23 protein-coding genes are annotated in these 25,993 nt (G+C 46.2%); 16 read left to right on the top strand and 7 right to left on the bottom strand.

Annotation, left to right across the window (positions count from 1 at the left end; all coding sequences use genetic code 11):
- Complete coding sequence (locus tag LEP1GSC061_RS19640; protein WP_016547245.1) at positions 1 to 435, bottom strand: hypothetical protein; 435 nt, start codon at positions 433 to 435, stop codon at positions 1 to 3.
- Positions 436 to 539: 104 nt separating this feature from the next.
- Between LEP1GSC061_RS19640 and LEP1GSC061_RS19645 the strand changes: the two genes are divergently transcribed.
- From LEP1GSC061_RS19645 to LEP1GSC061_RS19665, 5 genes are all read left to right on the top strand, one after another.
- Positions 540 to 1,772 carry an alpha/beta fold hydrolase gene (locus LEP1GSC061_RS19645; RefSeq protein ID WP_016546936.1) on the top strand — a complete coding sequence of 411 codons (1,233 nt, stop codon included), beginning with the start codon at positions 540 to 542 and terminating at the stop codon, positions 1,770 to 1,772.
- 218 nt (positions 1,773 to 1,990) lie between these two features.
- Positions 1,991 to 3,844 (top strand): SpoIIE family protein phosphatase, encoded by a 1,854-nt coding sequence (locus tag LEP1GSC061_RS19650; protein WP_016546991.1) that lies wholly within the window; start codon positions 1,991 to 1,993, stop codon positions 3,842 to 3,844.
- 58 nt (positions 3,845 to 3,902) lie between these two features.
- Positions 3,903 to 5,258, top strand: coding sequence for an ammonium transporter (locus LEP1GSC061_RS19655; protein WP_016547163.1), 1,356 nt, complete (start codon positions 3,903 to 3,905; stop codon positions 5,256 to 5,258).
- Positions 5,259 to 5,340: 82 nt separating this feature from the next.
- The gene (locus tag LEP1GSC061_RS19660; RefSeq protein ID WP_016547009.1) at positions 5,341 to 6,015 is read left to right on the top strand and encodes an LIC11874 family lipoprotein; all 675 of its coding nucleotides are present in this window, start codon (positions 5,341 to 5,343) and stop codon (positions 6,013 to 6,015) included.
- A gap of 306 nt (positions 6,016 to 6,321) precedes the next feature.
- Positions 6,322 to 7,188, top strand: coding sequence for a hypothetical protein (locus tag LEP1GSC061_RS19665; RefSeq protein WP_156844605.1), 867 nt, complete (start codon positions 6,322 to 6,324; stop codon positions 7,186 to 7,188).
- Positions 7,189 to 7,398: 210 nt separating this feature from the next.
- On the opposite strand, the gene LEP1GSC061_RS19670 is transcribed toward LEP1GSC061_RS19665, so the two are convergent.
- The gene (locus LEP1GSC061_RS19670) at positions 7,399 to 8,148 is read right to left on the bottom strand and encodes a menaquinone biosynthetic enzyme MqnA/MqnD family protein (protein ID WP_016547000.1); all 750 of its coding nucleotides are present in this window, start codon (positions 8,146 to 8,148) and stop codon (positions 7,399 to 7,401) included.
- A 154-nt stretch (positions 8,149 to 8,302) separates the two neighbouring features.
- Between LEP1GSC061_RS19670 and LEP1GSC061_RS19675 the strand changes: the two genes are divergently transcribed.
- Genes LEP1GSC061_RS19675 through LEP1GSC061_RS19685 form a run of 3 tightly spaced genes read left to right on the top strand, consistent with a single transcriptional unit; the run spans position 8,303 to position 9,869 of the window.
- Positions 8,303 to 8,590 (top strand): STAS domain-containing protein, encoded by a 288-nt coding sequence (locus LEP1GSC061_RS19675; RefSeq protein ID WP_232218523.1) that lies wholly within the window; start codon positions 8,303 to 8,305, stop codon positions 8,588 to 8,590.
- A 3-nt stretch (positions 8,591 to 8,593) separates the two neighbouring features.
- A complete protein-coding gene (locus tag LEP1GSC061_RS19680; RefSeq protein WP_016547219.1) occupies positions 8,594 to 9,469 on the top strand; it encodes a CheR family methyltransferase in 876 nt (291 codons plus the stop codon).
- Between the two features lie 37 nt (positions 9,470 to 9,506).
- A complete protein-coding gene (locus tag LEP1GSC061_RS19685) occupies positions 9,507 to 9,869 on the top strand; it encodes a rhodanese-like domain-containing protein (protein WP_016547166.1) in 363 nt (120 codons plus the stop codon).
- 58 nt (positions 9,870 to 9,927) lie between these two features.
- Here the strand turns inward: LEP1GSC061_RS19685 and LEP1GSC061_RS19690 are convergent, their stop codons facing one another.
- Together LEP1GSC061_RS19690 and LEP1GSC061_RS19695 are read right to left on the bottom strand one after the other, a co-directional pair.
- Positions 9,928 to 11,919: a methyl-accepting chemotaxis protein gene (locus tag LEP1GSC061_RS19690; RefSeq protein WP_016547128.1), complete on the bottom strand. Its 1,992-nt coding sequence runs from the start codon at positions 11,917 to 11,919 to the stop codon at positions 9,928 to 9,930.
- 46 nt (positions 11,920 to 11,965) lie between these two features.
- Positions 11,966 to 13,960: a methyl-accepting chemotaxis protein gene (locus LEP1GSC061_RS19695; protein WP_016546927.1), complete on the bottom strand. Its 1,995-nt coding sequence runs from the start codon at positions 13,958 to 13,960 to the stop codon at positions 11,966 to 11,968.
- Positions 13,961 to 14,399: 439 nt separating this feature from the next.
- On the opposite strand from LEP1GSC061_RS19695, the gene rsmH reads away from it, so the two are divergent.
- The 8 genes from rsmH to LEP1GSC061_RS19735 all read left to right on the top strand — a co-directional run bounded on the left by rsmH (position 14,400) and on the right by LEP1GSC061_RS19735 (position 23,154).
- Positions 14,400 to 15,350 (top strand): 16S rRNA (cytosine(1402)-N(4))-methyltransferase RsmH, encoded by a 951-nt coding sequence (gene rsmH, locus LEP1GSC061_RS19700; protein WP_040510058.1) that lies wholly within the window; start codon positions 14,400 to 14,402, stop codon positions 15,348 to 15,350.
- Entirely contained in the window at positions 15,347 to 15,706 is a 360-nt protein-coding gene (locus LEP1GSC061_RS19705) for an FtsB/FtsL family cell division protein (protein WP_016547353.1), read from the top strand. The genes rsmH and LEP1GSC061_RS19705 overlap by 4 nt, the downstream gene beginning before the upstream one ends.
- Positions 15,684 to 17,180 (top strand): UDP-N-acetylmuramoyl-L-alanyl-D-glutamate--2,6-diaminopimelate ligase, encoded by a 1,497-nt coding sequence (locus LEP1GSC061_RS19710; protein ID WP_016547382.1) that lies wholly within the window; start codon positions 15,684 to 15,686, stop codon positions 17,178 to 17,180. Before LEP1GSC061_RS19705 ends, LEP1GSC061_RS19710 begins: the two co-directional genes overlap by 23 nt.
- A gap of 131 nt (positions 17,181 to 17,311) precedes the next feature.
- Positions 17,312 to 18,424, top strand: coding sequence for a phospho-N-acetylmuramoyl-pentapeptide-transferase (gene mraY, locus LEP1GSC061_RS19715; RefSeq protein ID WP_040510171.1), 1,113 nt, complete (start codon positions 17,312 to 17,314; stop codon positions 18,422 to 18,424).
- Entirely contained in the window at positions 18,421 to 19,572 is a 1,152-nt protein-coding gene (locus LEP1GSC061_RS19720) for an FtsW/RodA/SpoVE family cell cycle protein (RefSeq protein WP_016547301.1), read from the top strand. The genes mraY and LEP1GSC061_RS19720 overlap by 4 nt, the downstream gene beginning before the upstream one ends.
- Positions 19,569 to 20,645, top strand: a complete 1,077-nt coding sequence (locus LEP1GSC061_RS19725) for a UDP-N-acetylglucosamine--N-acetylmuramyl-(pentapeptide) pyrophosphoryl-undecaprenol N-acetylglucosamine transferase (RefSeq protein ID WP_016547107.1) — start codon at positions 19,569 to 19,571, stop codon at positions 20,643 to 20,645. The genes LEP1GSC061_RS19720 and LEP1GSC061_RS19725 overlap by 4 nt, the downstream gene beginning before the upstream one ends.
- A 20-nt stretch (positions 20,646 to 20,665) precedes the next feature.
- The gene (gene murC, locus LEP1GSC061_RS19730) at positions 20,666 to 22,066 is read left to right on the top strand and encodes a UDP-N-acetylmuramate--L-alanine ligase (RefSeq protein ID WP_040510173.1); all 1,401 of its coding nucleotides are present in this window, start codon (positions 20,666 to 20,668) and stop codon (positions 22,064 to 22,066) included.
- A 143-nt stretch (positions 22,067 to 22,209) separates the two neighbouring features.
- The gene (locus tag LEP1GSC061_RS19735; RefSeq protein WP_016546939.1) at positions 22,210 to 23,154 is read left to right on the top strand and encodes a glycosyltransferase family 2 protein; all 945 of its coding nucleotides are present in this window, start codon (positions 22,210 to 22,212) and stop codon (positions 23,152 to 23,154) included.
- A 26-nt stretch (positions 23,155 to 23,180) separates the two neighbouring features.
- On the opposite strand, the gene LEP1GSC061_RS19740 is transcribed toward LEP1GSC061_RS19735, so the two are convergent.
- From LEP1GSC061_RS19740 to LEP1GSC061_RS19750, 3 genes are read right to left on the bottom strand one after another with little or no spacing between them, the layout of a single operon-like run.
- Complete coding sequence (locus LEP1GSC061_RS19740; protein WP_016547018.1) at positions 23,181 to 24,110, bottom strand: lysylphosphatidylglycerol synthase domain-containing protein; 930 nt, start codon at positions 24,108 to 24,110, stop codon at positions 23,181 to 23,183.
- On the bottom strand, positions 24,107 to 24,838 hold the full coding sequence (locus LEP1GSC061_RS19745) for a class I SAM-dependent methyltransferase (protein WP_016547384.1): 732 nt from the start codon (positions 24,836 to 24,838) through the stop codon (positions 24,107 to 24,109). Before LEP1GSC061_RS19745 ends, LEP1GSC061_RS19740 begins: the two co-directional genes overlap by 4 nt.
- Positions 24,835 to 25,977 carry a glycosyltransferase family 4 protein gene (locus LEP1GSC061_RS19750; protein ID WP_016547279.1) on the bottom strand — a complete coding sequence of 381 codons (1,143 nt, stop codon included), beginning with the start codon at positions 25,975 to 25,977 and terminating at the stop codon, positions 24,835 to 24,837. The genes LEP1GSC061_RS19745 and LEP1GSC061_RS19750 overlap by 4 nt, the downstream gene beginning before the upstream one ends.
- Positions 25,978 to 25,993 lie beyond the last annotated feature (16 nt).

Here is a 25,993-nt window from a genome sequence, read left to right on the forward strand (position 1 = left end):
TTATTCCGAAATCCGAATGGAGCTGACCATCGTGGTCAGCTGCTCGGCGAGTTCGTCCGTAGGACTCTCGTCTCCGTTGTATGTGACGAGTACCATCCTTTTCTTTGCGGAGATCAGATAAACCATCCAGTGCCTTCCGTCCTCTTTCAGGAATTCGCAGGCGATGATTCTCGCTCCCAGGTTATTATCGAAGAATGCCGCCTTGTCCGACTCGTAGGGAATTCCGTGGGTCCCTAAATATCTTTCCAATTCTTTTTCCGCGTCGAAGGTCCCGTCCTTGTTTTCGAAGGCGTACACCTGCATCGCTCCGGCTCCGTTTTCTTCGAAGAATGCGGGGATACCTTCTATGACCATATGTTGCCAATGGCCCGGCACGACCATCGTGTACCAGCCGGAAGGCGATTTGTAGATTTTATAATCGATTTTGCGATCCATGGAATTTCTAGACCCGTTCCGTCATCTTACTCCACCGAAAAATACCGGCAAGCATGTTTGGGAAGACTTGACATCTCCGCAATAAGGCGCATTCTTCTCGGTCAGTGATCGCGATTCTGAAAAACAGAAGAGGGCCCTTCTATCTAATTACCACTTTTTTGGCCATAGTCTTCTTCGCCGTTTTCGCTTCCTCTCTCGCCATTCTATTCTCCCTATTTTTAATCGCTATTTTACTCTCTTATCCGATTTTGCTGGATTGGATTTCCAGACTCTACGGTCAGGAGGATATCGCGGACGAGGTTCATTTCGCTAGAACCAGGGACGGTTGGAATCTCGCTCTGCATCGTCATATTCCCCCCATCCCGAATCCGGAATTGGCGCCGGTCATTGTCGTACATGGGATCGCCACCAATAAGTTCGTAATCGATTTGGACAAAAGACATTCGCTTCCTTATTATCTGAAGCTAAGAGGTTTCGAGGTCTTCGCGGTTTCCTTAAGAGGCGCGGGGGTTTCTTATCATGAAAACAGAGGCTATCAGGATTTCACTTTCGACGATCTGGTAAAATACGATGTGGAGGCCATTCTGCATAAAGTCCTTTCTTTAACGGGTAAGAAGAGGGCGAGTTGGATCGGACATTCCATGGGCGCCATGATTTTATATTCTTACTTAGGAATCTCCTCCAAAGAAGATAAAGAGAAGGTGGCCGCTTTTGCATCCTTGGGCGGTCCCGGTAATTTGAACCATCTGGGCTTGAGTCTGATCGGGCTCCTTTCTCGTTTTCCCAGGGCGAGAAAGGTTTTGGATCTGAAATTCGGAGCTTCCATGCTAGCTCCCATTGCAGGAGAAATTTATACTCCTATCGATGAGATTCTTTATAATCCGAAAGTGACCCGACCTAGAACGGTTAAGAAGGTCATGAAGAACGCTATCGAGAATATTAGCGAGGGTCTTATAGAGCAATTCATGGCTTGGATCGAAACCAAGAAGATGAGTTCCTTAAACGGATTCCACGATTATATAGAGCTGCAAAAGGAGATCACGGTCCCTAGTCTTTTCATCGCGGGCGCCAAGGATGCGATCGCCACTCCGGAGACGGTAAAATTCGTTTTCGATCGCGCAGGCGCGAAGCAGAAAAAGTTTCTGGTCATTTCCAAGGAATCGGGAGCCTCGGAAGACTATGGTCATGGATGCCTGATCCTAGGAGAAAGAGCAGAAGACGATGTATTTCCGAAAGTAGAATCGTTCCTCCGAGAATTCGGAACCGCTAAGAAATTGAGTTGGTTCGGAAAATTGGAGAGAAAAATACGAAAAAAAGTCTCCTCCCTCCGATCTTAATAGATCTTTCTTCCTCAAAAGAGTAGCAATCTTCCCTATATATCACCAATTGTAGAGCTATGTCCTCTTATAATATGCCTATAAAATAAGCATATTATTTATCCAAACTTACAAAATAGGCATAAATCTCGTCTCTGTAAGACTGGTACGCTATTTGCATATAGTTCTGCAGAGCGAAACGGGTCCCAAGAAAAAAAGATTCGTAGAGGTGCTTGGTCATGATAGAGCTCAAGTTTGGACAGAGAAAGGTAGTTAACTTCCGCGGGGCGAGAAAGGTCGTCGGAGGATTAACCGAGAAGAATAAGATCGATATCCTTTTGTATATCAGCAAGGAATTCGCAAACGCTGATAGGGAAGAGGAACTGTACGATATCGTACTCAGTCTTTGTAAGGATATTTTCGAATGCGATAACACCACCTTGAGAATGTGGAAGGAAGGGACTCTGGTCCCGGTCAAGTTTCTCAAGGAGACGATTCCTCCCAGAAGGAATCTGAATCAGGACGAAGGATATTCCGGTTTTACTTATAAGACCAGAATGCCTCTCCTCATCCAGGATTTAAGTCACCATTCCGAATACATCGACGAGGGAGAGACAACCCGTGCGGTCATGTGCGTTCCCATCATGTATAAGGAAGATTGCCTCGGGACCATCGCAGTGGAATGCGATACCGAATTTTTCTATAGAGAAGACGACCTGGAGATCCTCGAGGCGCTCGGATCTCAGCTCGCACTCGCGATCACAAGCGTTCGTTTGATCCAAGGCTTGGTCCATGCGAACGAGAGAGAAGCCCAGATCCTGAAGCAATTGGAATGGGATATGAGAATGGGGCGTAACGTTCAGAGTCAGATCGTCGAAACGAACATCGCTCCTTGGAACGGACTCCATTTCGGGACCTATTACGAGCCTATGACGGAAGTCTCCGGAGATTACTTCAACGTGGTTCGCCAAGGCAATTCCATCACCGCCATTATTGTGGACGTTTCCGGTCACGGTATCCCGGCGGCTCTGGTTACCATGTCCATACACTACCAATTCCAGCGTTGTACTTCCTTGGGTATGGGACTCTCCGAGACTATGGCGGAATTGGGAGAATCCGTTCGCCCGCAACTTCCGGATGGAACCTATTTCACCGCTTTCATTCTGAAAGTTTATAGCGATTACACCTATTCTTATGTGAACGCCGCTCACCAAAAGATGTTACATTATCATAATGGACACGGCCGCATAGAAGAATTGGATACGCAGGGTGTTCCTCTCGGTATCTTCGAAGTCGAGAGAAGCAATTTTGAAGAGAAGCACGGTCGCATTCTTCCGGGGGATATATTATTCCTGCCTACGGACGGAATTACGGAACAAAAGAACGACCTACGCCAAGAATTAGGAAACCAAAGATTCATAGAATGGATCCGCCAGGAAAAAGCGACCATCGAGGAACAAAGGGATAAAATCTACGTTTCGGATCTTGTGGGTTCTTTGATCGGTAGGTTCAAAAGATTCAAAGGAGATGTGCGTAACGGAGACGACGTTTCTCTTCTCGCTCTTCAATGCAATCCGGAACTTGGAAAGGCGAAGTCCATGCTATCCGTCGCCAAATCCGCGGCCAAGGCTAAGAAGGACCAACTCGCCTACGATAAGGCGTTGGAAGTATTCTCCATGGACGAATCCCTCAAGGACAGTCTGGTTCTTTTGGGTAAGATGTATTATCGAGATAGGAACTTCGAAAAGAGCGTACAGTTTCTGGAAAAATACATCAAGACCAGCGGTGAAGAATCGGAACATATCCATTATCTTCTCGGAAGAGCCTATTACGAGTTAGGAAACGTTCCCGAGGCCAAACGAGCTTTGAAGCGTTCTTTGGCAATCGATCACACTTACGCAAAATCCAGTTTGAGATTGGCGAGATGCTATCTCAAAGATAACGAGACCCCGAAAGCGATCAAAGTTCTGCAGCAGGGGATCAAGAGCGCACCTACTAACGAGTACCTAAAAATCTCCCTCAAGAAATTGGAGGAACTCGTTAAGAGAAAATCTTCCGAGCTGGGCTCGGAACAGAGGAAAGAGGCGGTTTAGTACCTACTAAGCGAAGTCAGGAATTGTGAATCAAATAGAAAGGAGACTTAGAATAAATATGCGCATACTAGCACTACTCATGCTCGCGTTTGCTTCGAGCACGATTTGGGGGGACGAAGCGGCCGCGCCGGTGACCGCGGAAGCCGCCCTGAGCGCCGTCGGCGTTCTTAGAGATGAAACGAATTGGTTATGGACCTGCATCGCAGGGTTCTTGGTCTTTTTCATGCAGGCGGGCTTCTCCCTTGTGGAAGCCGGATTTACCCGTGCTAAGAATACCGTAAACATTTTGATGAAGAACTTCATGGACTTCGCTCTCGGGTCCTTGGCGTATTGGCTGATCGGTTTCTCCATTCTTTTCGGACCGCAATTGATTTCCGGTTTCGGTTTCGGAGGCCCTTCTCTAGCGGATAGCTTTCTGTTAGTGGACGGAAAACCGGATGCGGGTAAGTTCACCTTCTTCATCTTTCAATTGGTGTTCGCGGGAACCGCAGCAACGATCGTATCCGGAGCCATGGCGGAAAGAACGAAGTTCGTCTCTTATATCGTCTTCTCCATCTTAATCACCGCGTTTGTGTATCCCGTTTTCGGGTCCTTAGCTTGGGCGAATCTTTTCGGCATCAATAAAGGATATCTGGAAGAATTAGGGTTTATCGATTTCGCAGGTTCAACCGTGGTTCACTCCGTAGGAGGATGGGCCGGTCTTGCCGGAGCGGTTGTTCTCGGGCCCCGTCTAGGAAAATACCAAGACGGTAAGGTGGTTCCGATTCTCGGCCATAACATGACTATTGCCGCGCTCGGTGTATTCATTCTTTGGTTGGGATGGTTCGGATTCAACCCCGGATCCACTACTTCCGTAGGCGGAGGAACCTTCGCTATTATCGCTGTGACCACTAACTTTGCAGCGGCAGCAGGTGCCGCGGCTGCGATGATTGCGACTTGGATTCTATTCAAGAAACCGGATATCGGTCTTACTCTGAACGGTGCTCTTGCGGGTCTGGTTGCGATTACAGCACCTTGTGCCAACGTTAGCATCTCTTCCGCGATCATCATCGGTGCAATCGGTGGGGTTTTGGTAGTATTCAGCGTACTGTTCTTCGATAAGATCAAGGTGGACGATCCGGTCGGTGCGGTTTCCGTTCACGGAGTCTGCGGAGCTTGGGGAACCATTGCTGCGGGACTTTTTGCCGAGGAAGCTTTCGGCGGTGTGAACGGTCTCTTTTTCGGAGGCGGTATTAGCCAACTTTGGGTCCAATTGACCGGAGTCGGAATTGGTTTCGCTTGGGCTTTCGGCGCAAGTTTGATCATCTTCCTGGCTCTGAAATATACCATCGGTCTTAGAGTTTCCGAAGACGAAGAAATCCAAGGTTTGGATATTCTGGAGCACGGAAACGAAGCATATCCAATCTCCAAATAAAGTCCTGGAAAACCTCCGTATTTGCCCTACGGGGGTTTTCTTTTACCGTTGACGGAAACCCGGCTTCCCCTCGAATAGAGAGATGCTTCCGGGTTTCTTTCGTCTTATTCCCAGATTCCTACTACTCTCCATATTCTTCACTTTTATAGGTTGTTTCGAATACGAGGAGACCCTAAGTATAAATCCGAACCTGAGCGGGACCTTAGAGGTTACCTATGTGGTTCCCACAAAAAGGAAATCGGATGAGTCTCTGATCAAATTTCTTCCTACACGTAAGGAGGAGATCTTGAACCGTTTGAATAAGGGATTCTTTTACAAAAGTCTAACATTAAAAGATTACACTTTTCAGAAGTTGGAAAGTTCCGAAGCGGAACCCGGCGCATTTCGGGAAAAGGCCAAGGTTAGCTACAAATTGGAATTCACGGATATTTCCCAACTGGAGAGCATTCTCGTCGGGAACGTGCAGATCAAAAAAGAGAAGGCAAATACGATCTATATCAAACGCGAATTTCCTTCCATTACCAAATCTCCGGAATCCTTGCTGATGGACGGAGAAAAGAAATTATTAAGCGAGACCCTACGACTCTTAAGAGGAAGCGCTATGCTCTTTAAGGTGAACTTTCCGATTACTTCCGTTTGCTATACGAACCGGGGAGAGCAAAGCCTGGGAAAATTGACGTATAGGCTGCCATTGGCGGATACGATCGAAAAGTCCGGGAACAAGTCCTGGGACTATCGTATCACGATGATATTTTAGTGATTGGCTTTGGATCGGATGTAACCCGTTGACATTGTCTTCGGTAGGTTAGGAATTTTTGCGCCATAGTTTTGTTATAGGGTGTGTCCGGTTTGCTTTAGTCTAAGTTGGACCCGTTTTGAGCTCTTAAAATGATCCTTTTTCTCGCCGATTCTTTCGGTCGAAGGCGGAAACTATATGAAATCTCAAGGTCGTTTTTTCGCGCTAATAGTTTCGATTTTTATCTACGGTCTCCTAATGGATTGTGCTTTGACACTGGTGACTTTATCCGAAATTCCTTCTGGTAGAGAAAAAAGAAAACGGATCGTGAAAAGACCGATAAGCTTGGCGGAAAAGGACGGGAAGTTCTTCATCCAATTCGATTATCGGAAGACGGAATCGGATAGTTTTTTGCATTCGGAATATGTAGAAAAAGGCTGCGCGAAAGTTTTAGACCGTTCCACTGATGCTCCGATTAAGATTCCCATTCTTTTCGGCCGGGATTGCGATGCACTTAAGGCGAGTAATCGATTTCAAGAATTGGATGACACACAGGCAGTTTTAAGCATAGGCGATTCTCACGTATTCGATATTCCCGGCTTGAAGATTTCATATCATTGTGTTTGTAAAGATTTTCCTAAAGAGAAAAAGATTCGTTATATATTGTATACGAGCGCTCCTGAAATCACTCAGGTAGGCGATCATTTTCTGATCGTTTTCGAGGATGGATCCGCATTCGGGATTTCCAGGGATCTTTACCATAAATCCGTCGGATCCGTATCTAAAGCAGATTTGGAAAGTTATCTCAGTTCCCGGTTTTGCGATTATGTAAATTGCAATCTGTTCGATAAAATTCCGTATCGTGCTAGCGCTTATTATTATTCCCAAACAAACGCCACCGAATCCTCATTTTTAGGCGTGGACGAGGGGATTCTTTCTATCTATTCCGAGGAAGATACGTTTCAGGATACTAAGAGTAAGAGTATATTTCGCTCCGCCTTTCTATTCAAGAGAAAGGATCTTCCATTCGAGAATCGATTTCTATCGGCAAAATTGGAAGCAAGCATCGAGGAATACAAAGGTAGAATGAAGCCCGAAAAGGTTTTACTCCTGCCTCTCACTCTCGTAGGCGATATACTTTCATTTCCCATTCAGTTAGTCTTCTTCTCAGTTTTCGTGTTCGGCGGCAAGTAAGGAAAAGAGCGAAATTCAGAAAGGGAGTTACCAAATGGCGTTTCTATTCGCTCATACTCCCGAAGTTTTTATTATTTCTTTTCTCGGATAAATGCCGTCGCAGAGAATTGGATCGAACGTTTATTGCAGGTAGCTAGCTATCATAAGTTCGATCTTTCCCATAAGCTTATCGCAGGGAATTTGGGGCCTGCCTTGTTTGGGATAGGCAGATTACAGTATTCCCAACTCTTCGCAGTATTTTCCGAATAGCTCGAATCCGCGACGATCGGAGTCTGAAATTTCATAATGTAATTCTTCCGTGAGATATTTTCTCACCAAATCGGAAGGAAGTCGAGTCTCCCTTTGGATGATCTCTTCTATATGCGCTTTTCCGTAAGCAAGGGATTCTTCGAAAAAACTATCCGGCAATTCCAGGGGTTTCTTGGAGGCCCATAACGCGAATATGAAGGATGTTCCCGTCGTTTCATACCACCATTCCGCCAGATCTTTCACTTCGTAGATTTCCGGGTCCCATTCCGCAAATAACGCGTTGTCGCCAAATAGCATATGAGAACCCCGGCCGATGGAAATTTCTTCCTTGATGATCTTAGGATCGGTAGGTGCAACTTCCGGAAGGTGTCCGGAATCGTTATGCACCAATACCCGGACCAATGCCATACTGGTTCTAGATCCATTATCCGTTAGGATACGATAGGGGGGATAGGGTTCTTTTTTGTTTTTGAAGAATTTTATGGACCGAACTTGGCGGGAGGCGCATACGCCCACTTTCATGGATACGTTTAATACGTCCGCGTTTCTAAGGCATTCTATGGAGGAGATCAATCCTACGTCGACCAAACCTCGTAAAAGATAGTCCTTAAGAAGAGAAGGGTTCTCGGGGACGACTTTAAATCGGGAGTCTTCCTCGAATCCCCAGGATAGCGGTCGAGCGTTCAGATGTTTAACGATTCCTATTCTCACTGAGGGTTTTTCCAAAAAAAAGCCGATTTTCCCTTCCAATTACCAAAAACCCGATCCCTTCTCGCTAAGCCAGAAAAATTACTTTTTCCTTTCTTTTTCCCGGGAGTTTCCCGACTGTATTCCGAAGCGGGGACGAATTCGTCCAATATTGAGAATGAGTCAGCCGGAACCGATTCTGATCCAGGTAAACTATGATATCCTTAACGGAGATCATGAGGATTTGCGCGCCTTTCTGAATTCTCATTTGGAGGGAAATCCCTCGTCTGTGATTCTGGATCTAAGCGACATCCAAGTTCTCACTTCGGTGGCCTTGGGTTCTTTGGTCGCCTTTGCAAACAGACTTAAGGGCCAAGGTATTTCTCTGGAAACGATCAACGTCGGCGACAAGCTCTTGGAAATCATCAAACTGGTTGCGCTGGACCAGGCCTTAGGAATCCGCTAATCGATGGAAGAAATCTTTTCCCAACTTTCCCAGATCTCCGATGAGGAGTTTAAGTTCATTAAGGATTTAATGTATAAGGAGACCGGAATATTTCTTGCGGATCATAAAAAGATCATGGTCCAATCCCGTTTGAATTCTCGGGCGAGAATGTTCAAAATGACGAACGTATCCGAATACATAAAAGCTCTCCAGGCGGATCGTAAATTTTTCGAAAGCGAACTGACCGAACTTATCAATAGAATTACCACGAATAAAACCGATTTCTTTCGGGAGAATCATCATTTCGAGTTTATGAAGTCCACCTTCTTTCCTTCCGTCGAGGAAAGGGCGGCGAAATCGGGTAAGAAAAGTCTGCGAATCTGGTCGAGCGCCTGTTCTACGGGCGAGGAGCCTTATACTATCGCCATTACCTGTGCCGAATATTTCGCCCTCAAGCCTGGTTGGGACATTAAGATATACGCGTCCGATATCGACACGAACGTAGTTAAGACGGCGCAGGAGGGAATCTATAAGGCGGATCGTTTGGAGCCTGTGGACGATTCCTTAAAGAAAAAATATTTCCTAAAAGTGAATGGCCAAAGCGGAAAGGCGGAGGATTTGTATCAGGTTCGTCCCGAAATCAGGTCCATGATCGAATTCAAAAAGGCAAATCTTCTCGAAACCCCGTATCCGATCCGCGAGAAGATGGATTGTATCTTCTGTAGAAACGTGATCATTTATTTCGATAAACAGACCCAGAAAAAGATTTTCGAGAATTTCGAAGAGGTCCTGAAGGACAGAGGACTCTTGGTGATCGGCCACTCCGAGACTCTTTTCGGAATTTCCGAGGCTTATAAGTTTCTGGGGCATACGGTTTATCAAAAGAAGCCGAAAATCTGACTCGAACGATACTCGTCGGGTTGACTAGGAGTTTTTGATGAAATCTTATCGTATTTTACTCGCGATTCTTCTTGTCGTATCGCCTTTGTTCCTATTTTGCGGAAAGCCTAAGGCTCAACAGGAAATAGCGGATTGGGTGAAAGACGGGGCTCTCGTCGTGGACGTTCGTTCTCCGGAGGAATATGCCCAAGAACATTTTCCGGGTGCGGTGAATATTCCTATCGATAGCGTTTCTTCCCGTTTGGACGAGTTCGGCGGCAAAGATAGAAAAATAGTTCTGTATTGTCGGTCCGGAGGAAGGAGCGCCCGTGCTGCATCGATTCTTGAGAAAGAGGGATTTACCGGTGTAAAAGACGCCGGCGGAATCCGGAATCTTTTCGATTCGGCTTCCAAGAATTAAATTTATTTAATATAATGTGCCGAGGGCGGTTTGTCCGAACCTGCCCCTGACGATTTCTTTATAGTTTGAATTTTTCCGCGATACTTCTCAATATCTCGGCCGTGTTGGACAGGTTCCTTGCGGACGCGGACATTTCTTCCGCTCCGGAGGCGGTATTAATCGTGTGCTCGTTGATCTGAGTGATGACCTGGGAGATTTCGCTCACCGCCTTCTTCTGCTCGTCCGTGGCCAATTTCACGGATTCGGCTTCCGAGCCCACTCTAGTGGCGTTTTCCGTTACGATCCGGTTGATATCGGTTTGGGAACCCGTGATAGCGTATAGCCTATCCATTGCCTCGGATACGTTATCCACGTTTCGGATGATCGCGTGAATGATCTCCGTAGAGGATTGGATTCCCTTGGCACCGCTATCCAATTCTCCCGTATTCTTGGAGATCATTGCAGAGATGGACTTGATGGAGGATGCGGTTTTTTCCGATAGTTTGGAAATCTCTTCGGCTACAACCGCGAATCCTTTCCCCGCTTCTCCCGCGCGTGCCGCTTCTATCGCCGCATTTAAGGCGAGTAATTGCGTTTGATCAGAGATGTCGTTGATGATACCGATGATCGCAGTCATCTCTCCCGAGGATTTCAGAATATTGGAAATCATCGCGTTCATTCCGGAAAGAGATTCTTCCCCTTTTTTGGCCTGCTGGGAAATGGATTTGGCCATATTCAGGGTGTTCTGTATCTCTTCTCCGATCTGCTTTACGCTTAAGGATAATTCGGATATTCTTCCTTGGAATTCGGAGATATTTCTATACTGGTTGTCCGTGGATCCGGATATATTATCCATTCCGGCGGCCATCTCTTCTATGGTGGCGGACATCTGCTCGGTGGATGCCGCCGTGGATTGCGCGCCGTTTGAGAAATTCTCGGAACTGCCGGACAATTCTTCGGAAGAGGACGCCAATTCGTAGGCGATCCTTTGGATTTCGCTAACGGAAGCTCTAAGACTTTCCAAAAAGGAATTTGTGTCCTTACTCAGATCGCCTATCTCGTCTTCATGGTAAATCTTCAGGTCCGCTCTCAGATCCCCGGAAGACATGGAGCGGAAGATCTCCCTTGCTTCTTGTAGCGGATGGAGTCTTACATCGATCAATTTATAGATTGCGAATACTGAAATTAGAAGGAAGACGAGACCTATTATTAAGATTCTATAAAGCATTTGATGCACTATCTCGGCCAATTCGTCCTTTGAGGCGATCGCGGAGACTTTCAGATCATACTCGTCGATATTGTAGATGGTGGCGATCTTGTCCTTTTTGAAGAAATACTCCATGTGTTCCTCGGTCTTGAGGTTCATGAGCTCCTTTCCCCATTCGAATTTGGTAAGATCCAATTTTAAGATCAGGGATTTATCAGGGTGACCCACCACTACTCCGTTGGAGTCCACTACGGCGATATAACCGTCGTGTCCTATCGTTATTCCGGAAACGATCTGTTCCGTTAGCGAGTTCAACGAAATGGATACTCCCAGGATAGCGATGACGGCGGTTCCTTGTTTAATAGGAATTGTAAGTAGAGTCACCGGCTCTCCGGTTACGGGGGAGGCCCCGACTTTACTCTTGAAATTCTTTCCTTCTAGAGCCGCTTTGATATTGTCATCGAAACCTGTCCCTCCCCAGCGGAAGTTATTCGCTTTTCCGGTGGCGTCCGCGAAGATCAAAGGGTTCGATTCGGGAGTGGAAAGAAACACGTTTTCGTAGACTCCGATCGATTTTACCAAACCAGCCAGAAGAGGATTGAGTATTTCCTTATTTCTTGTGATCGAAGCCTGCACAACCTGGGGATTTTCCGCGGTATGCGTGGCGATCGCGAATTGGTTATCGAAGAAATACTTAACGTATTTTCCTCCGATCCGCGAGATCTTCTTCATTTCGTCTATATATGCGTCTTCCACGTATCTCTTGGCGGTGAAATACGCGAATGTGGTGATTCCTATGGTCAGAATTGCTATGGTCGCGCTGATGACCGCTAATAAGACGAGTTTCAAACTGTTTCTTTGCATATATTCCTTTTTAAAACGAGATTCGCCGCTTATGATGGATGGCGATCTATATTTTAAATTTTTCCGTTATACTTCTGAGAACTTCCGCGGTCGAAGCGAGGTTTTGGGCGGAGGAAGACATTTCTTCGGATCCGGAAGCGGTATTCAGCGTATGCTCGTTGATCTGAGTGATGACTTGCGCGATTTCTCTGACTGCCCTTTTCTGCTCGTCGGTTGCGAGTTTCACGGACTCTGCCTCTTTGCCGACTCGGTCCGATTGTTCGTCCACATCCCGGTTTACGGATTCCTGAGCCGAAGTGATTTCGTAAAGATGATTCATCGCCTCGCCCACCGAATCCACGTTCTTGATGATATTGTGTAGGATCTCTACGGAGGAACGTATTCCTTTCGCTCCCACATCCAATTCCGAGTTGTTCTTGTTGATCATCTCTCCGATCGATTTAATGGAGGACGCGGTCTTTACTGAGAGTTTGGATATCTCTTCGGCGACCACTGCAAATCCTTTTCCCGCCTCTCCGGCGCGAGCGGCTTCTATCGCGGCGTTCAGGGCGAGTAGTTGGGTCTGATCCGAGATATCGTTGATGATTCCGATGATGGACTTCATCTCTCCGGATGAGGTTAGGATATTTTCTATCATCCCGCTCATTCCGTTCAAGGATTCTTCTCCCTTTTTTGCCTCGAAAGATATGGATTTCGCGATGCCTAGGGTATTCTGTATTTCCGCACCGATCTTTCTTACGCCCGCGGAGAGTTCCTTGATTCTTGTATGGAATTCCGTAATATTCGAATATTGGTTATCCGTCGTAGCGGAAATGCTTTCCATTCCGGCCGACATTTCTTCCACCGTCGCGGACATCTCTTCCGAGGAAGCCGCTGTGGACTGGGCTCCTGTGGCGAATCCTTGGGAGGAGGAGGTGAGCTCCTCCGCCGCCGAGGCCAATTCGAACGCGATCCTCTGGATGTCCTTCAGGGAGGTTCTTAAGCTTCCTATGAATAGATTCAAGTCCGCGCTCATGGATCCGATTTCGTCCCGGTAAACGACCTGGATATCGGATCTCAGATCTCCTTCCGCCATCGATTGGAACAGGCGACTTGCGTTTTCCAAAGGGCCTAATCTCTTCTTGAGAAGAATGTAAAGTGCGAAGACGGAAAGCGCTACGGTTATCAAACCGGTAAGTCCGATGAATAGGAGTAGCTCGAATAATGTGCTGCGGATTTCGGACCTTGGTTGTATGACTATGACCGTCATTTTCCAATTATCCAAGCGGGCGACGGTCGAAAAACGGTCGGCTCCATGAAAGGTGAACTCGAAGATCTCTCCGGTTTGGAGCTGCATCATTTTTTGGCCATAGGGTTCCTTCGCTACGTCCAGGTTCAAAATCATTTCCTTTTTAGGATGTGCGATGACTACTCCGTTTTGACTCATTAAGGAAATATAGCCTTGCTCTCCTACTTTTATCTTATTGGTGATTTTCTCCGAGACTATATCGAAAGAGAGGGCTATATTCAATGCTCCGACGATTCGATTCCCGTCCTTGATCGGAACGGATAATACAGCCACAGGCAAGCCCGTGATCGGGGATTTTTGGGGAGTGCCGAGTAAGATCTTTCCTTCCCGGACGGCGTCGATATTTTCCTTGAGACGATCGTCTTCCACTTTGTAACCCAAGGATTTTCCGTCCAGACTATCCGCTAGAATCTGCATTTCGCCTTCCAGCGGCAGAATGAAAACGTTCTCATAGATTCCGTAACGGATAAACATCTCTTTTAGGTAATCGTTCGCTATCGGTCTTCGTGTGCGTACGGTTTGTAAGACGCGCTCATCCTCGGCGATCGTCTTTGCCACGTTAGCGTGCGATTCCAGGAAAGAGTCGACCTCCTGGGCCACCACCGCCGAAACATTCCTCATTTGGGATAGATAATTCTCGGTTATTCGCTGTTGGCCGAAATAATATGCCGTTCCCGAGATCAACAGAGTCAGAGTGGCGAGTATAGCGACTCCGGATGCTAAGAGTATGAACTTAAGGCTGCTTTTTTGCATAACGTTCCAATTAAGGCTCGAAACCGAGTGCCTTACGTCCTTTTCGACGAGTATTTTTGAACAAACTAAGCAAACCACATTCTCGTCGAAATCGAAATCGGTCGAAAATGATTCTGCTCACTAACGGAAATTTATTTTGAACGAAGAATATGGAAACGGCCATCTTCGTATCGAGGCGGTCATTTTAGCCGAATTCTCCCTTGAGTCAAGATCTTTCCCCGCCAAGGCAGTACAACGCATTATGTGGGAACTCCGACAAAATAGGATACGACTTTCGGTATAGGTTGCGACGGGGCGTTCGTTCGGATTCGGAGAGATTAAGATTCGATTCGAATCTTTTTCCCGACTTATAAAATATGAGGCGAAACGGTGTCGGTTTCCTATACGTCTTCGTTTCCTGTTTGCCTTCTGGGCGCTAAGCTAGATCTTGGAAGACGAGTTGGAACCTGTCCATTATTCCGTATTATATAGAGAGATCTTATCCTTCTTCCTCTCCGCTTTGGATAAAGATCAAGAGTGGCTTTTTCTGGACGGCACGGCAGGAGAAGGAGGACATAGCCTTCTTCTTTTGGAACAGTTTCCGAATTCGAACCTGATTCTTCTGGATAGGGACTCGGTCATGCTTTCTCGGGCCAAGGCGAGAATCTCGAAATATTCTTCCAGAGTTATTCCCATAGAAGCTAATTTTTCGGATGTGGATCCTGAGTTCCTACGCGAGCACGGGATAGATTCGCCTCCGAACGGTATTCTACTCGATTTAGGCATCTCTACTTTTCATCTCTTGCATGCCGGGAGAGGATTCAGCTTTCGAGAAAACGAGCCCTTAGATATGAGGCTCTCTTCGTCCGGAGGAATTTCCGCGGAAGACGTGGTGAACACTTATCCGGAAAAGGCTTTAAGCAAAATCTTTTACGAATACGGAGAGGAGCGTTGGACCAAGAAAATCGTGGAAGCGATCTTGGAACGAAGAAGGCATTCTCGTATCGGATACTCAGGCGATCTGGCGCAATTGGTTTCACGGGTGATTCCCAGAAAGTTTTGGCCGCCGGGCCGTCATCCGGCTACCCGAGTTTTCCAGGCGCTTAGAATCGAAGTGAACCAGGAGCTCCTACATATCGAAGTAGGAGTGAAAAAACTTTTGGAGTCACTGGCACCCGGCGGTTTATTCCAAGTGATTTCCTTTCATTCTTTAGAAGATCGGATTGTAAAGAATCTCTTCCGAGACTATGCACGTAGCGGTCAGGCGAAACTTCTTACTAAAAAGCCGGTACTTCCCGGAGAAGAGGAAACGAAAGAAAATCCCGCCTCTCGGTCCGCAAAATTGAGAGTTATATTAAAGGGAAGTCCCTCCGATACTAATAATGAAGAAGAGGAGGAGGAAGAAGAATGAGCAAGTTCTCTGCTTTTTTAGAGCTTCGCGTTTGGTCCGATCTGAGATTCCAATTGAATACATTCGGCTGGATACTTCTTCCTTTCTGTTTGGCCCTTCTTTTCGTTTGGCAGAATGTTCAAATCGCTAGACTGAATCGTGAAATCTCCATAACTTCCCAGGAGAAGGAAAAGCTTCTAAAGAAGAACGACGACTTGAAAATCGGAATGGCCACTTATACTTCCGCACGTCGCATCGAAGCCTTGTATAGAAAAACGTATCATTATCTTCCTATAACCGTCGGAGACAGAATCATTACCGTCACACTTCCTCCGGAAAGAAACGAGGCAGAATTTGAAACTGTCCAAGCTCCTTGAGCGCTTTCCGGAGATTCGATTAGAGTCCGGAAAAGAAGCCCTAGATCAGGAAGTGGAGTTCGTTAGGACCGATTCCCGTAAGACGGGTCTCAGGGATATATTCTGCATTCCTAATTCGTTAGGGGAAAAAAGCCTCGCATACGCGGAGAGTTCCGAAGCGGGATTCCTTCTATTCGCTTCCGTTCATAATCCGGGAAGTATCCGAAACAAAATCATTCTTAAATCCGATTCGGATCCGGAAACTCTCGCCGGACCCATCGCTTCCTTCTTACTGGGAGATCCTTCGGAAAGATTGAAAGTGATAGGTGTGACCGGTACGAACGGCAAGACTTCCCTGACTCATATTCTTTCTTTTCTAGGAGAGAAGCAGGGAAAATCCTGCGGTCTCATCGGCACAATAGGCGTGAAGTTCGGAAGTAAGTTAGTCGACACCGGATATACCACTCCGGATCCGAGCAGCCTCCAGGAAATTCTGAAGGAAATGGCGGATTCCGGGATTGAATACGTCTTTATGGAAGCGAGTTCCCACGGATTGAAATTGGGAAGAACCAACGGAATCCGTTTCCGGGCAGGCATATTTTCCAATCTTACCCAAGACCATCTTGATTTTCATCCCGATATGCAGGATTACCTTCGAAGCAAGGGTCTTTTGTTTAAAGCATTGCAAGGGAGTTCCGGAAATTTCGGAGTCTTGGATTCCGAAGCGCCCGGGGGAAAAGAGATGTCGGAACTAGTCCATTCTTTCGGAAAAAATCTCCCCGTCTTCGAATTGGGGCCGGATCGGATCCGCATAGAGAATCCCGTTTTCACTTTGGAAAGTACAGAGTATGATATTCATCTTCCAGAAAATTGGGGAGGAGTCGTTAAAGTTCGAACCAACCTTTTGGGAGGCTTTAATGTTAGAAACACGGCTCTTGCTTTTGTGACCGGTTTGGGATTGGGATGGAAGAAGGAAAATCTACTCGCCGCCTTGCAGCATGTGCCTCAGATTCCCGGGAGATTCCAGATTCATTATAGCCCGGATCGTTCCCGGATGGCTGTCGTAGATTATGCTCATACTCCCGACGCGTTGGAGAATATTCTTAAGAGTATCCGAGAATCCCGACCAAAGGAGCTCATCGCTCTTTTCGGATGTGGAGGGGATAGGGATAAGACCAAGCGTCCTAAAATGGGAAGGATCGCCCAGGATCTTGCGGATAAAGTCATTCTTACTTCCGATAATCCTAGAACGGAAGAGCCGGAATCCATTTTGGACGATATCCAAAGAGGCTTCACGAACGATTACAATCCTATGTATAGGGACGCGGATCGGGCAGAGGCGATTCGTTACGGAATTTCGAATTTACCTGCGGGTGGCTGTCTACTCGTGGCGGGAAAGGGACACGAGGATTACCAGATCATCGGAAAAGAAAAACGCCATTTCGACGATGGAGAGGAAATAGAAAAGGCTTTTAGGCTCTTTTACTCGGGTTGAATCCTCGCCCGAAAAAGGATGTGGGAACTCCTTTCTTTCACCGATAGATGTTATGGACGTCCGGTTGGGATTCGGTTTTTTTCCGTTTACGGAAACCGGAACCGGGCCAATTTGACTTCAGACTTTTCGATATGTTCTATTTCATCTACGAGCATTTTTTCCAAGAATTGGATTCTCTACGAATCTTCAGCTATGTAACCGTCCGCGCCTTGATGGCGGGTTTGACCTCCATGTTTCTGACGTTTTGGTTGGGAGAGAGGGTAATCTCCTTCCTACACGGGCTGAAATTTCGGGAAAGCGTAAGAGACGACGGGCCTAAATCTCATAGCGCTAAGTCGGGAACTCCGACCATGGGCGGATTAATGATCGTCGGATCACTGATTATTTCGGTGGCCCTTTGGGGAAATTTAAAGAACCTGAATATTCTCCTTCTTTTGGCATGCGCCGTTTCTTTTTCCGTTCTGGGTTTCATAGACGATTATATGAAATCCGTAAAGAAGATCAAGGGCGGTATGCGGGCTAGAACGAAATTCGTGGCTTCCGTAGTATTGGCCGCCTTATTCTGCTGCATATTCCTATTCTATACGGGAGAGGCACCCGCGGAGTCCTCCGGCAAGATCCTATTTCATCTGACGGATCTCTTCCTGCCTTTCGTCAAAGGCCCGGTTCTCGCTCTGGGTTTGTTCGCCATTCCGTTTTCTATTATTGTAATATTAGGCTCTTCTCATGGAGTCAACTTAACCGACGGTCTCGACGGATTGGCCGGAGGCACGGCCGGGATAGTGGTTGGGACCTTGAGTCTGATCGCATACGTTTCCGGAACTCCGGTTGCCGCTAATTATCTGAATATCCCTTATCTTCCTCACGCGCACGAATACAGCGTTTTTCTTTCGGCTCTTACCGGAGCTCTGATCGGGTTCCTCTGGTTCAATAGCCATCCCGCTCAGATTTTCATGGGCGACACAGGATCCTTATTTTTAGGGGCTACGATCGGTCTGACTTGCGTAATGTTGAAGAAAGAGATCCTCCTAGTGATTTTGGGGGGAATTTTCGTCGCGGAGTCCCTTTCCGTGATTTTGCAAGTGGGATCCTTTAAGCTGACCCAGAAAAGAATTTTCCGTATGGCGCCGTTACATCACCATTTCGAATTGGGCGGAGTTCCCGAGACAAAGGTGGTAATCCGTTTTTGGATCGCCGCAATCATTCTCGCGATCGTTTCGCTTTCTAGTTTGAAAATTCAATGAAGGCCCTCGGTAGAAGGATAAGGGATTTTTGGGAATCTAAGAACTATCCGTTCGATTTACCCCTCATATCCGCGATTTTCTTTCTACTGTTATTCGGGATTTGCGTGATGTATTCCAGTTCCTCCATTACCGCATGGAGGGACTTCGAGGACTCTGAATACTTCCTAAAGAAGCAATTGATTTGGGCCTCCATAGGCCTTGTAGTATTTCTTATTTTTGCCAACTTTCCTTACGGAAAATTGGAAAGATTCGCGTTAGCCGGAATCATCATCAGTATTCTACTTCTGATTTTGGTCTTTATTCCCGGAATCGGAAAGTCAGTGGGGACGTATTACGGTAGGAACTTTCATCGTTGGATCGGTATCGGCCCTTATCAATTACAACCATCCGAGATCGCCAAATTGGCGGTCGTAATTTATCTTTCCGCGTTAGTCACTAAGCTTAAATCCAAGGAAAATCGGGAGCCGAAGAAATTCATCGTTCCCGGAGTGATCTTACTCTCCGTTCTCGTTTTGATTCTGGCGGAGCCCGCTTTCGGAACCACTATGGAGATTCTTTTCGTAGTCCTTGGTTTCGTCTTTCTATTCGGCTTTCCGATTCGCAATCTTCTCCTCGTAGGATTGGTATCCTTGCCTCTCGCTTATCTATTGGTCAGCCAGGTCGGCTATAGAAGGAAAAGGATGGAGGTTTGGTTGGATCCTTATCGGTTTCGTTACGATGAGGGACACCAATTGGTCACCTCTTTTCGAGCCTTTCTGGACGGCGGATGGTTCGGAAATAAATTAGCTAGCGGTTACGCTCACAGATATCTCACCTATAGCCACACGGACTTCGTTCTTGCTACGTTCGTGGAGGATTTCGGATTCGTGGGGTTTCTATTCTTCTTCGTTTTGGTCCTACTTTTATTATCTAGAGCCTATTTCTTACTCAAGAAGGTCCAGGATCCTTTCGGTTTCTATTTGGGGGCGGGGCTTCTCTTTATCACCGGGACTCAGTTCGTAATCAATAGCTATGTAGTGACCGGTTTGTTTCCGATTACCGGGATCAGTCTACCTTTCATGAGTTACGGAGGGTCCTCCTTACTCGTGGTCTTGGCCTCATTTGGAATTCTTGTCAATATAACGAGAAAAGAAAATATAGGCGTATGAAATCCGTTTTAATCGCAGCGGGAGGGACCGGAGGGCATATCTCCCCGGGAGTGGCCCTCGCGGAGAATCTTGTAGGAAGATTGGACTCTTTGGGCGTAGATAAGGTAGTCCTGCATTCGCTGATCCGAAATAAGGATAATCCGGATTTAAAGCAGGCTCCCTGCGAAGTGGTTTGGCATAATATCCCGCCTTTATCCGGGAACCTTATTTTATTACCTTTTCGTTATGTATTTCAGCTGATACGCTCCTGGATGTCATTTTCGAGATTGAACGTGGATGCGGTGATCGGAATGGGAGGATACTCCAGCGTGCCCGCGATCCTCTACGCCGTATTCTTCCGGAAGAAACTATATCTTTGCGAGCAGAATTGCATTCCGGGAAAGGTGAATCGGATCTTTTTTAAGTTCGCCGATAAGGTGGCTTTCAGCTTTCCTCCCAAGGACCCGAAAGTTTCCGCCCAATGGGAGATATTGGGAAATCCGCTTAGAAGTAAAACGGTTCCTAAGCTTGCGTTGAAATTCAGCGATAAATGGGATCCCAAAAAGAAAAAACAATTTAACGTTTTGGTTATGGGAGGCTCCCAGGGAGCGCGCCAGATCAATAATATGGTCGTGAATCTCATGAAACACGAGGTGATACAGGAAAGATTCCGCTTTAGGATGCTTACCGGGACTGCCTTATATGACGAGGTTTCGAAAAAGACCAAGGACGCGGACCTGATCTCCTATTCGGACAATATGGCCGAGCATTACGAATGGGCGAATCTAGTGATAGCGCGTTCCGGTTCCGGAGTGCTTTCCGAATGCGCTGCCTACGCTCTTCCGATGGTTCTGATCCCTTTCCCATTCGCCAAGGACGACCATCAAACGGCCAATGCCAAATATATGGAAGCGAACGGAGCCGCCGCAACCCTAGAGCAGAGGGACGAGGACGAGAGTAAACTCTTCCGTATTCTGAGCGATTTTGCGGAAAAGCCGGAGATTCTAAACGAAATGTCCATTAAATCTTTGGAATGTTCCCACGTGGAAGCCGCACGCGATACGATCGGTTTCTTTTTCGAGAGCCAGGCCTAATGGGGGAAACCGCTTCTCCCATGAATTCCGAATTTTCTAAACCTTTCTTTCTGGGCATCGGAGGCTCCGGGATGTCCAGCCTTGCCCATATCCTTTTGGATGCAGGATTTTCCGTTTCCGGTTACGACGGAAAGGAAAGCCAAGCCGTTCGGGAGCTTCGGGACAAAGGAGCAAGAATCTACTCCTCGCTTTCCGAAATTCCGAAGGACGAATCCTACGACGCTGCGGTTTATTCTTCCGCTATTCGATTGGATTCTCACCCTATTGCGGGTTTCTTTCGGGACAAGGGAGTCCGATTCTTTCACCGCTCGGACGTTTTGCATTCCTGTTTTTCGGAACTCAAATGCGTTTCCGTCGCAGGTTCTCACGGAAAGACGAGTACTACGGCAATGACCGCTTTTATCTTGGAAGAATTGGGATTTTCTCCCTCCGTCATGGTCGGAGGGGGAGTCGCTTTTTTGGACGGAATCGGTGGAAGATTCGGGAAGGGAAATGTCGCAGTATTCGAGTCGGACGAATCCGACGGGACATTCTTATCGCATCGTGCGCCGGTTCGAATTCTCACGAATATAGACGAGGATCATCTCGATTTTTATCATACGAGGGAGCGATTATTGGAAGCTTTCGCTCGGTATATTTCCTTAACCACGGAGAGAATCGTCTTGGATTTGGACGATCCAGGGATTTGCGAATGCTTGGAAAGAGTCGAGGATAAGAGCAAAATTATAGGATTTACGGAGACCCGGGAGGCGGGCGCAGGTTCCCAAAAAAAAGAAACATTCGGAAAAGTTGATATTACTAACGTCGTTAGATACCGAATCGAATCCAGGCGATTATTTTTCGAAATGGGAGATCGGGAATACTTTTTAACTTCCCGTTTTCCAGGAAGACATTACCTTACGAACTCTCTCGCAGCGGTGCTTACGGCCGCGACTTTGGGAGCGGACCCCGCTGCGGCTGCGGAAGCCGTTTCTCGTTATACGGGCGTTAGGCGAAGGCTGGAATTTTTAGGAAGCAACGATGGAGTGGACGTTTACGACGATTACGGACATCATCCGACGGAGGTGAAGGCGGTTTTATCTTCTATCCGGGAACTTTCACAAGGGACGGGGAGAGCGGTGATCCTTTTCCAACCTCATAGATACACAAGGACTAAGAATTTATTCCGGGAATTTGCATCTAGTCTCGATTACGGCGAGGTCGTTCTTCTTTTGCCTATTTATTCAGCAGGAGAGGACCCGATTCCGGGGGTTGATTCCGGTTTAATCGCGGAAGAAATGAAGAAAAGACCGATTTCTCTCTCCGGAAACCTGTCCTCGGATTTGAAGATTATGCAAGAAATTATTTCCAAAGGCGACGTTTTGGTGAGCCTCGGCGCTGGAAACGTAAGAGACTGGGCCTTGGAATATTTGAAGGCCTGAAGATATTTTTTTCTTCAATTTTCCATCGATTTCCGAACCGGAACAAAACTAGATCGATCGAATTATTGTGCATCAGAAAAAAATATTGGACTAAAGGTATAAAGCATCTATCCTGGACCTGAAAAGTTGAATCGATTTTTTTAATGAAGTTAGTGATCAACATCCCCTGCTATAACGAGGAAAAAACTCTTCCTGCCGTGCTTGCGGAAATTCCGAAAAAAATTCCTGGAATCAAGACGATCGAGGTGCAGATCGTAGACGACGGCTCAAGCGATGATACCGCAAAGATTGCTTCCAAATTCGGATGCAAGGTTTTGGTCCACAAAAGAAATTTAGGTTTAGGTCGGGCATTTAAGACCGGAATGGAAGAGGCGCTTTCCTCCGGCGCGGATATTTTCGTTAATACGGATGCGGATAATCAGTATCCATCTTCCTGTATACCGGAGTTAATCGCTCCGATTCTCGCGGATACTTCCGACATCGTGATCGGAAACAGGGTCCCGTGGAAGGTGAATTACTTTTCTCCCTTGAAAAAGATTTTGCAATGGTTCGGCAATCTGATCGTTAGAACTCTGATAGGAACGGATGTGCCGGATACGATTTCCGGCTTCAGAGCCTATTCCAGAGAGAGTCTATTGAGACTGAACGTTACCACTAAATTTTCCTACGTTCTGGATACTATGGTTCAAGCGATCCGGATGGATCTAACGGTTTCCTCCATTCTGATCCGGACAAATCCTCCTACAAGAGAGTCCCGCCTTTTTAAGAATATGTTCCAACATATATGGAAATCGGGATTATCTTTGATTCGATTATTGGTCATTCATAGACCGTTTCATTTTTTTAGTTTTTTCTCGACTCTGACTTTTTTGCCGGGCGTCCTGATTGCTTTCCGGTTTCTGATTTTTTATTTCAACGGGGAAGGAAAGGGGCATATACAATCCCTTCTATTTGCGGTGATTTTGATCGTCCTTTCTGGATTATTTTTGATTTCCGGAGTTCTGGCTTTCTTAACCGGAATGAATCGGAAAATTTTAGAAGAAATTCTATATCACGAAAAGAAGATGGAGTTCGAGAAAAAAAGGTGATATAAGACTTTATCGATACGATTCTATTATTCGGGTTTGTTTTTTCGGAAAAGAGACGCGATTCCGAACGCGATTCCGTCTCCGATCGTGGTGATGAATCTGAGTAAAATGCCTAGCCCGATCGCGATTCCGGGTTCAAAGCGAGTCGATAAGCTTGCTAATACGATCGCTTCTCTTACTCCTAAACCTGCCGGCGCTCCGGGGGCCAAATAGCCTAAAATCCAGGACCAAGCGAACGTAGTCGTCAAAAAGAAGAAATTGTTTTCCGGAAATTCGAAAACCGTTCTGGAAAGAATATTTAGAATGAGTCCCAGATTTAGAAAAGTTGTAAGATCGAGTAAGATAAGTATTATGAGATTTTTTGTATTAGGTAAATTTAATTTTTCCCCTCCGGTATATTTCGTAAGAAGCCCTTTGCAATACTTGTTGATTAGATGGAATACGATTTTGGGTGCAATAAGAGCGATCAAAAAGAGTAAGGCGAACTCTATGAGTAAAAGATTCGATTTCGAGATGATATGGAAATCGTAAAAGAGAAGTCCGATCGCGCTTATCGATGCTCCTGCAACGACCAATAGCGCAGTTTCAACAATGATCGCCTGTATCGTTTTGGATAAAGGAAATTCTTCCCCTTTGGATAACGTTAGCTTACCTATATGTTGTCCGACATTGCCCGGAAGATATTTGCCGAATTGGGAGAATGCAACGATATAGATCGCTTTTCCGGGAGATATCTTTTGCCCGTAAGATTTAAGCAGAATAAACCAAGCGAATCCCGCTATTAGCATATTACATAAATATAGAAGTAAGGATGTCGCAATGCCGGCGGAGGATTTTAGGTTCCAGGAAATATGAGGTAGATTTTCATAATGTTTAGCCAGATAGAAGATGAAGAAGAATAAGGAAATAGAAACGAAAAGAATTGTGACTATCCGTTTTATTCTGCCAAGGCTCATTTAAGTCCCTTTCTGCACACGAAGATTAGGGTAGAGATCCACGCTTTTATCGGAAAGTAACACCAAACGGGCAGCGATGCCGCAAATTTCGACAATGGATGGTTCGCCTCCACTTCCGCATAGACGGAGATTGCCGTTAGAGTTACTTCCTTTGCTAGAAAGCCGGACCTGGAAAGAAGTGCAACAGCCTTCGATCTAGATAAGGGACGACAGTCGTAAAATTCCCCTTTGCCGGAGATTCGAACGTAGAAATCGGAAATCGATTGCGGAAACCAACTCAGAAGCGGCAATCTATAATGCGGCTCTATTAATCTCCAACGATTCGGAAAGGCTAAGTATAGTATGCCGTCTTTTTTTAAAACTCTTAGAATCTCATTCAGATGTTCTATCTGTTTTTCTTCGGTTCCTACATGTTCGATGACATGGTTCGAGACGACTAAATCGAAACTTTCGTCTAGGAATGGAAGCTTTGTGCCTTCTACGGTTTGGAAACCTATATTTTCCCGCGTCTGTCTTTGGTCTTTCACATCCAAAGCGTTCACTTCTCGGAAGATCTTAGTGAAATATGCCGCGATAAATCCGGAGCCGGTTCCTATTTCTAGAAATTTTTCCTTATTGGCTAATCCGAATCTTTCTACGATCTTATGGATTTTTATCGCTTTTTTGTTTCTAGAAATCTCGTCTAGGATTGCATGGGGTTTTAAATCTCTTTCGGAAGAACGAGTCATTTTCTTCCTCCGTTTGGAAACGACTTACTCACGGTATAGTCTCTTTCTAAGAGAATGCGAAATTCTTGGAGTATTTTTTCTTCGGAGTAAATTCTTTTAGTCTTGCGAGCCGAAGATTTTTTCCATTCTTCCTTTGCTTGTTTGGACATTTTGAGTAATTTTCGTATTTCTTCAATCCAGGATTTTGCGTTATTAGGTTCCACTTTGTGACCCGTGATCCGATCCTGAACGGCATCCGATATTCCTTCCAGATCGCTCGCAAGGAGAACGCATCCTATTGCGGAGGCTTCTATGGCGACCAAACCGAAACCCTCCTTATCCTGATTTCCTTCGATTATTATGTTAGGCATTACTACTAAGGAGCTGTAACGGATATAATCTACGATCTCTTCGGATTTGAGCGTCCCAAGGTAACGCACCCGTTCGCAGTTGATTAATTTTTTTGCATATTCTTGGTCGGATTTACCTCCGGAAACAAAAAAGAGAGTTCCTTGGGGTAGTTTTGGGAGAACGTTTTCGGCAAACCAGAGGGATCCTTTTCTAGGGATTAGTCTTCCGAAGTAAAAAATAGGATACTTGCACCCTAAGTATTCCTTGGGTGGTTCGGGTTTTTGGTCCGAGAACGAGAGTATACCGTTTTTCGGTAAGGAAGGACGCACAACGGAAAGATTCTTGAATCCGGCTTTTTCGGCGATGGATCTCGTCGATTCGGAATTAGCGACTATATTCGAAAATACGCTTTGGCATTTTAGAATGAACGTTAAGTAATATCCGTATATGAAAGGGAGGAGCCCACTTCGATTCGAATACACCAGGTCCAAGCCGTGAACGATCGTAATTCGATTCGCATCTTTACGGACGAGTCGATGTAGTAGGGCCGCCGGAGTTAATATGATATCCGTGAAAATCACAAGATCGTATTTTCGCCCTTTGGATATGCAATAAACGGCGACTTTGATTAGAAAGATCGCCAATGACAAAAGCGATGGAGGTCTGCCGTCGTCCTTTCCCGGTAGAACAAGCAGTTCGATATCGTATTCTCTGGATAAAGCGGAATGTAACTCGAGGGAATACGTTTCCATTCCTCCTATTGCGGGAGGCCATTTTCTGGAAACGAATAATAAAGGTTTTTTCGACAAATCGGTTTTTCCGTAC

The sequence above is a fragment of the Leptospira wolffii serovar Khorat str. Khorat-H2 genome, assembly GCF_000306115.2.
In the GTDB taxonomy this organism is placed as follows: domain Bacteria; phylum Spirochaetota; class Leptospiria; order Leptospirales; family Leptospiraceae; genus Leptospira_B; species Leptospira_B wolffii.

What these genes read in the sequence shown, in the direction of transcription:
- LEP1GSC061_RS19640 (WP_016547245.1), bottom strand. Translation starts at nt 435, where the DNA reads ATGGATCGCAAAATCGATTATAAAATCTACAAATCGCCTTCCGGCTGG.
- LEP1GSC061_RS19650 (WP_016546991.1), top strand. Translation starts at nt 1,991, where the DNA reads ATGATAGAGCTCAAGTTTGGACAGAGAAAGGTAGTTAACTTCCGCGGG.
- LEP1GSC061_RS19655 (WP_016547163.1), top strand. Translation starts at nt 3,903, where the DNA reads ATGCGCATACTAGCACTACTCATGCTCGCGTTTGCTTCGAGCACGATT.
- LEP1GSC061_RS19660 (WP_016547009.1), top strand. Translation starts at nt 5,341, where the DNA reads ATGCTTCCGGGTTTCTTTCGTCTTATTCCCAGATTCCTACTACTCTCC.
- LEP1GSC061_RS19675 (WP_232218523.1), top strand. Translation starts at nt 8,303, where the DNA reads ATGAGTCAGCCGGAACCGATTCTGATCCAGGTAAACTATGATATCCTT.
- LEP1GSC061_RS19680 (WP_016547219.1), top strand. Translation starts at nt 8,594, where the DNA reads ATGGAAGAAATCTTTTCCCAACTTTCCCAGATCTCCGATGAGGAGTTT.
- LEP1GSC061_RS19685 (WP_016547166.1), top strand. Translation starts at nt 9,507, where the DNA reads ATGAAATCTTATCGTATTTTACTCGCGATTCTTCTTGTCGTATCGCCT.
- LEP1GSC061_RS19690 (WP_016547128.1), bottom strand. Translation starts at nt 11,919, where the DNA reads ATGCAAAGAAACAGTTTGAAACTCGTCTTATTAGCGGTCATCAGCGCG.
- LEP1GSC061_RS19695 (WP_016546927.1), bottom strand. Translation starts at nt 13,960, where the DNA reads ATGCAAAAAAGCAGCCTTAAGTTCATACTCTTAGCATCCGGAGTCGCT.
- LEP1GSC061_RS19705 (WP_016547353.1), top strand. Translation starts at nt 15,347, where the DNA reads ATGAGCAAGTTCTCTGCTTTTTTAGAGCTTCGCGTTTGGTCCGATCTG.
- mraY (WP_040510171.1), top strand. Translation starts at nt 17,312, where the DNA reads ATGTTCTATTTCATCTACGAGCATTTTTTCCAAGAATTGGATTCTCTA.
- LEP1GSC061_RS19720 (WP_016547301.1), top strand. Translation starts at nt 18,421, where the DNA reads ATGAAGGCCCTCGGTAGAAGGATAAGGGATTTTTGGGAATCTAAGAAC.
- LEP1GSC061_RS19725 (WP_016547107.1), top strand. Translation starts at nt 19,569, where the DNA reads ATGAAATCCGTTTTAATCGCAGCGGGAGGGACCGGAGGGCATATCTCC.
- murC (WP_040510173.1), top strand. Translation starts at nt 20,666, where the DNA reads ATGAATTCCGAATTTTCTAAACCTTTCTTTCTGGGCATCGGAGGCTCC.
- LEP1GSC061_RS19735 (WP_016546939.1), top strand. Translation starts at nt 22,210, where the DNA reads ATGAAGTTAGTGATCAACATCCCCTGCTATAACGAGGAAAAAACTCTT.
- LEP1GSC061_RS19740 (WP_016547018.1), bottom strand. Translation starts at nt 24,110, where the DNA reads ATGAGCCTTGGCAGAATAAAACGGATAGTCACAATTCTTTTCGTTTCT.
- LEP1GSC061_RS19745 (WP_016547384.1), bottom strand. Translation starts at nt 24,838, where the DNA reads ATGACTCGTTCTTCCGAAAGAGATTTAAAACCCCATGCAATCCTAGAC.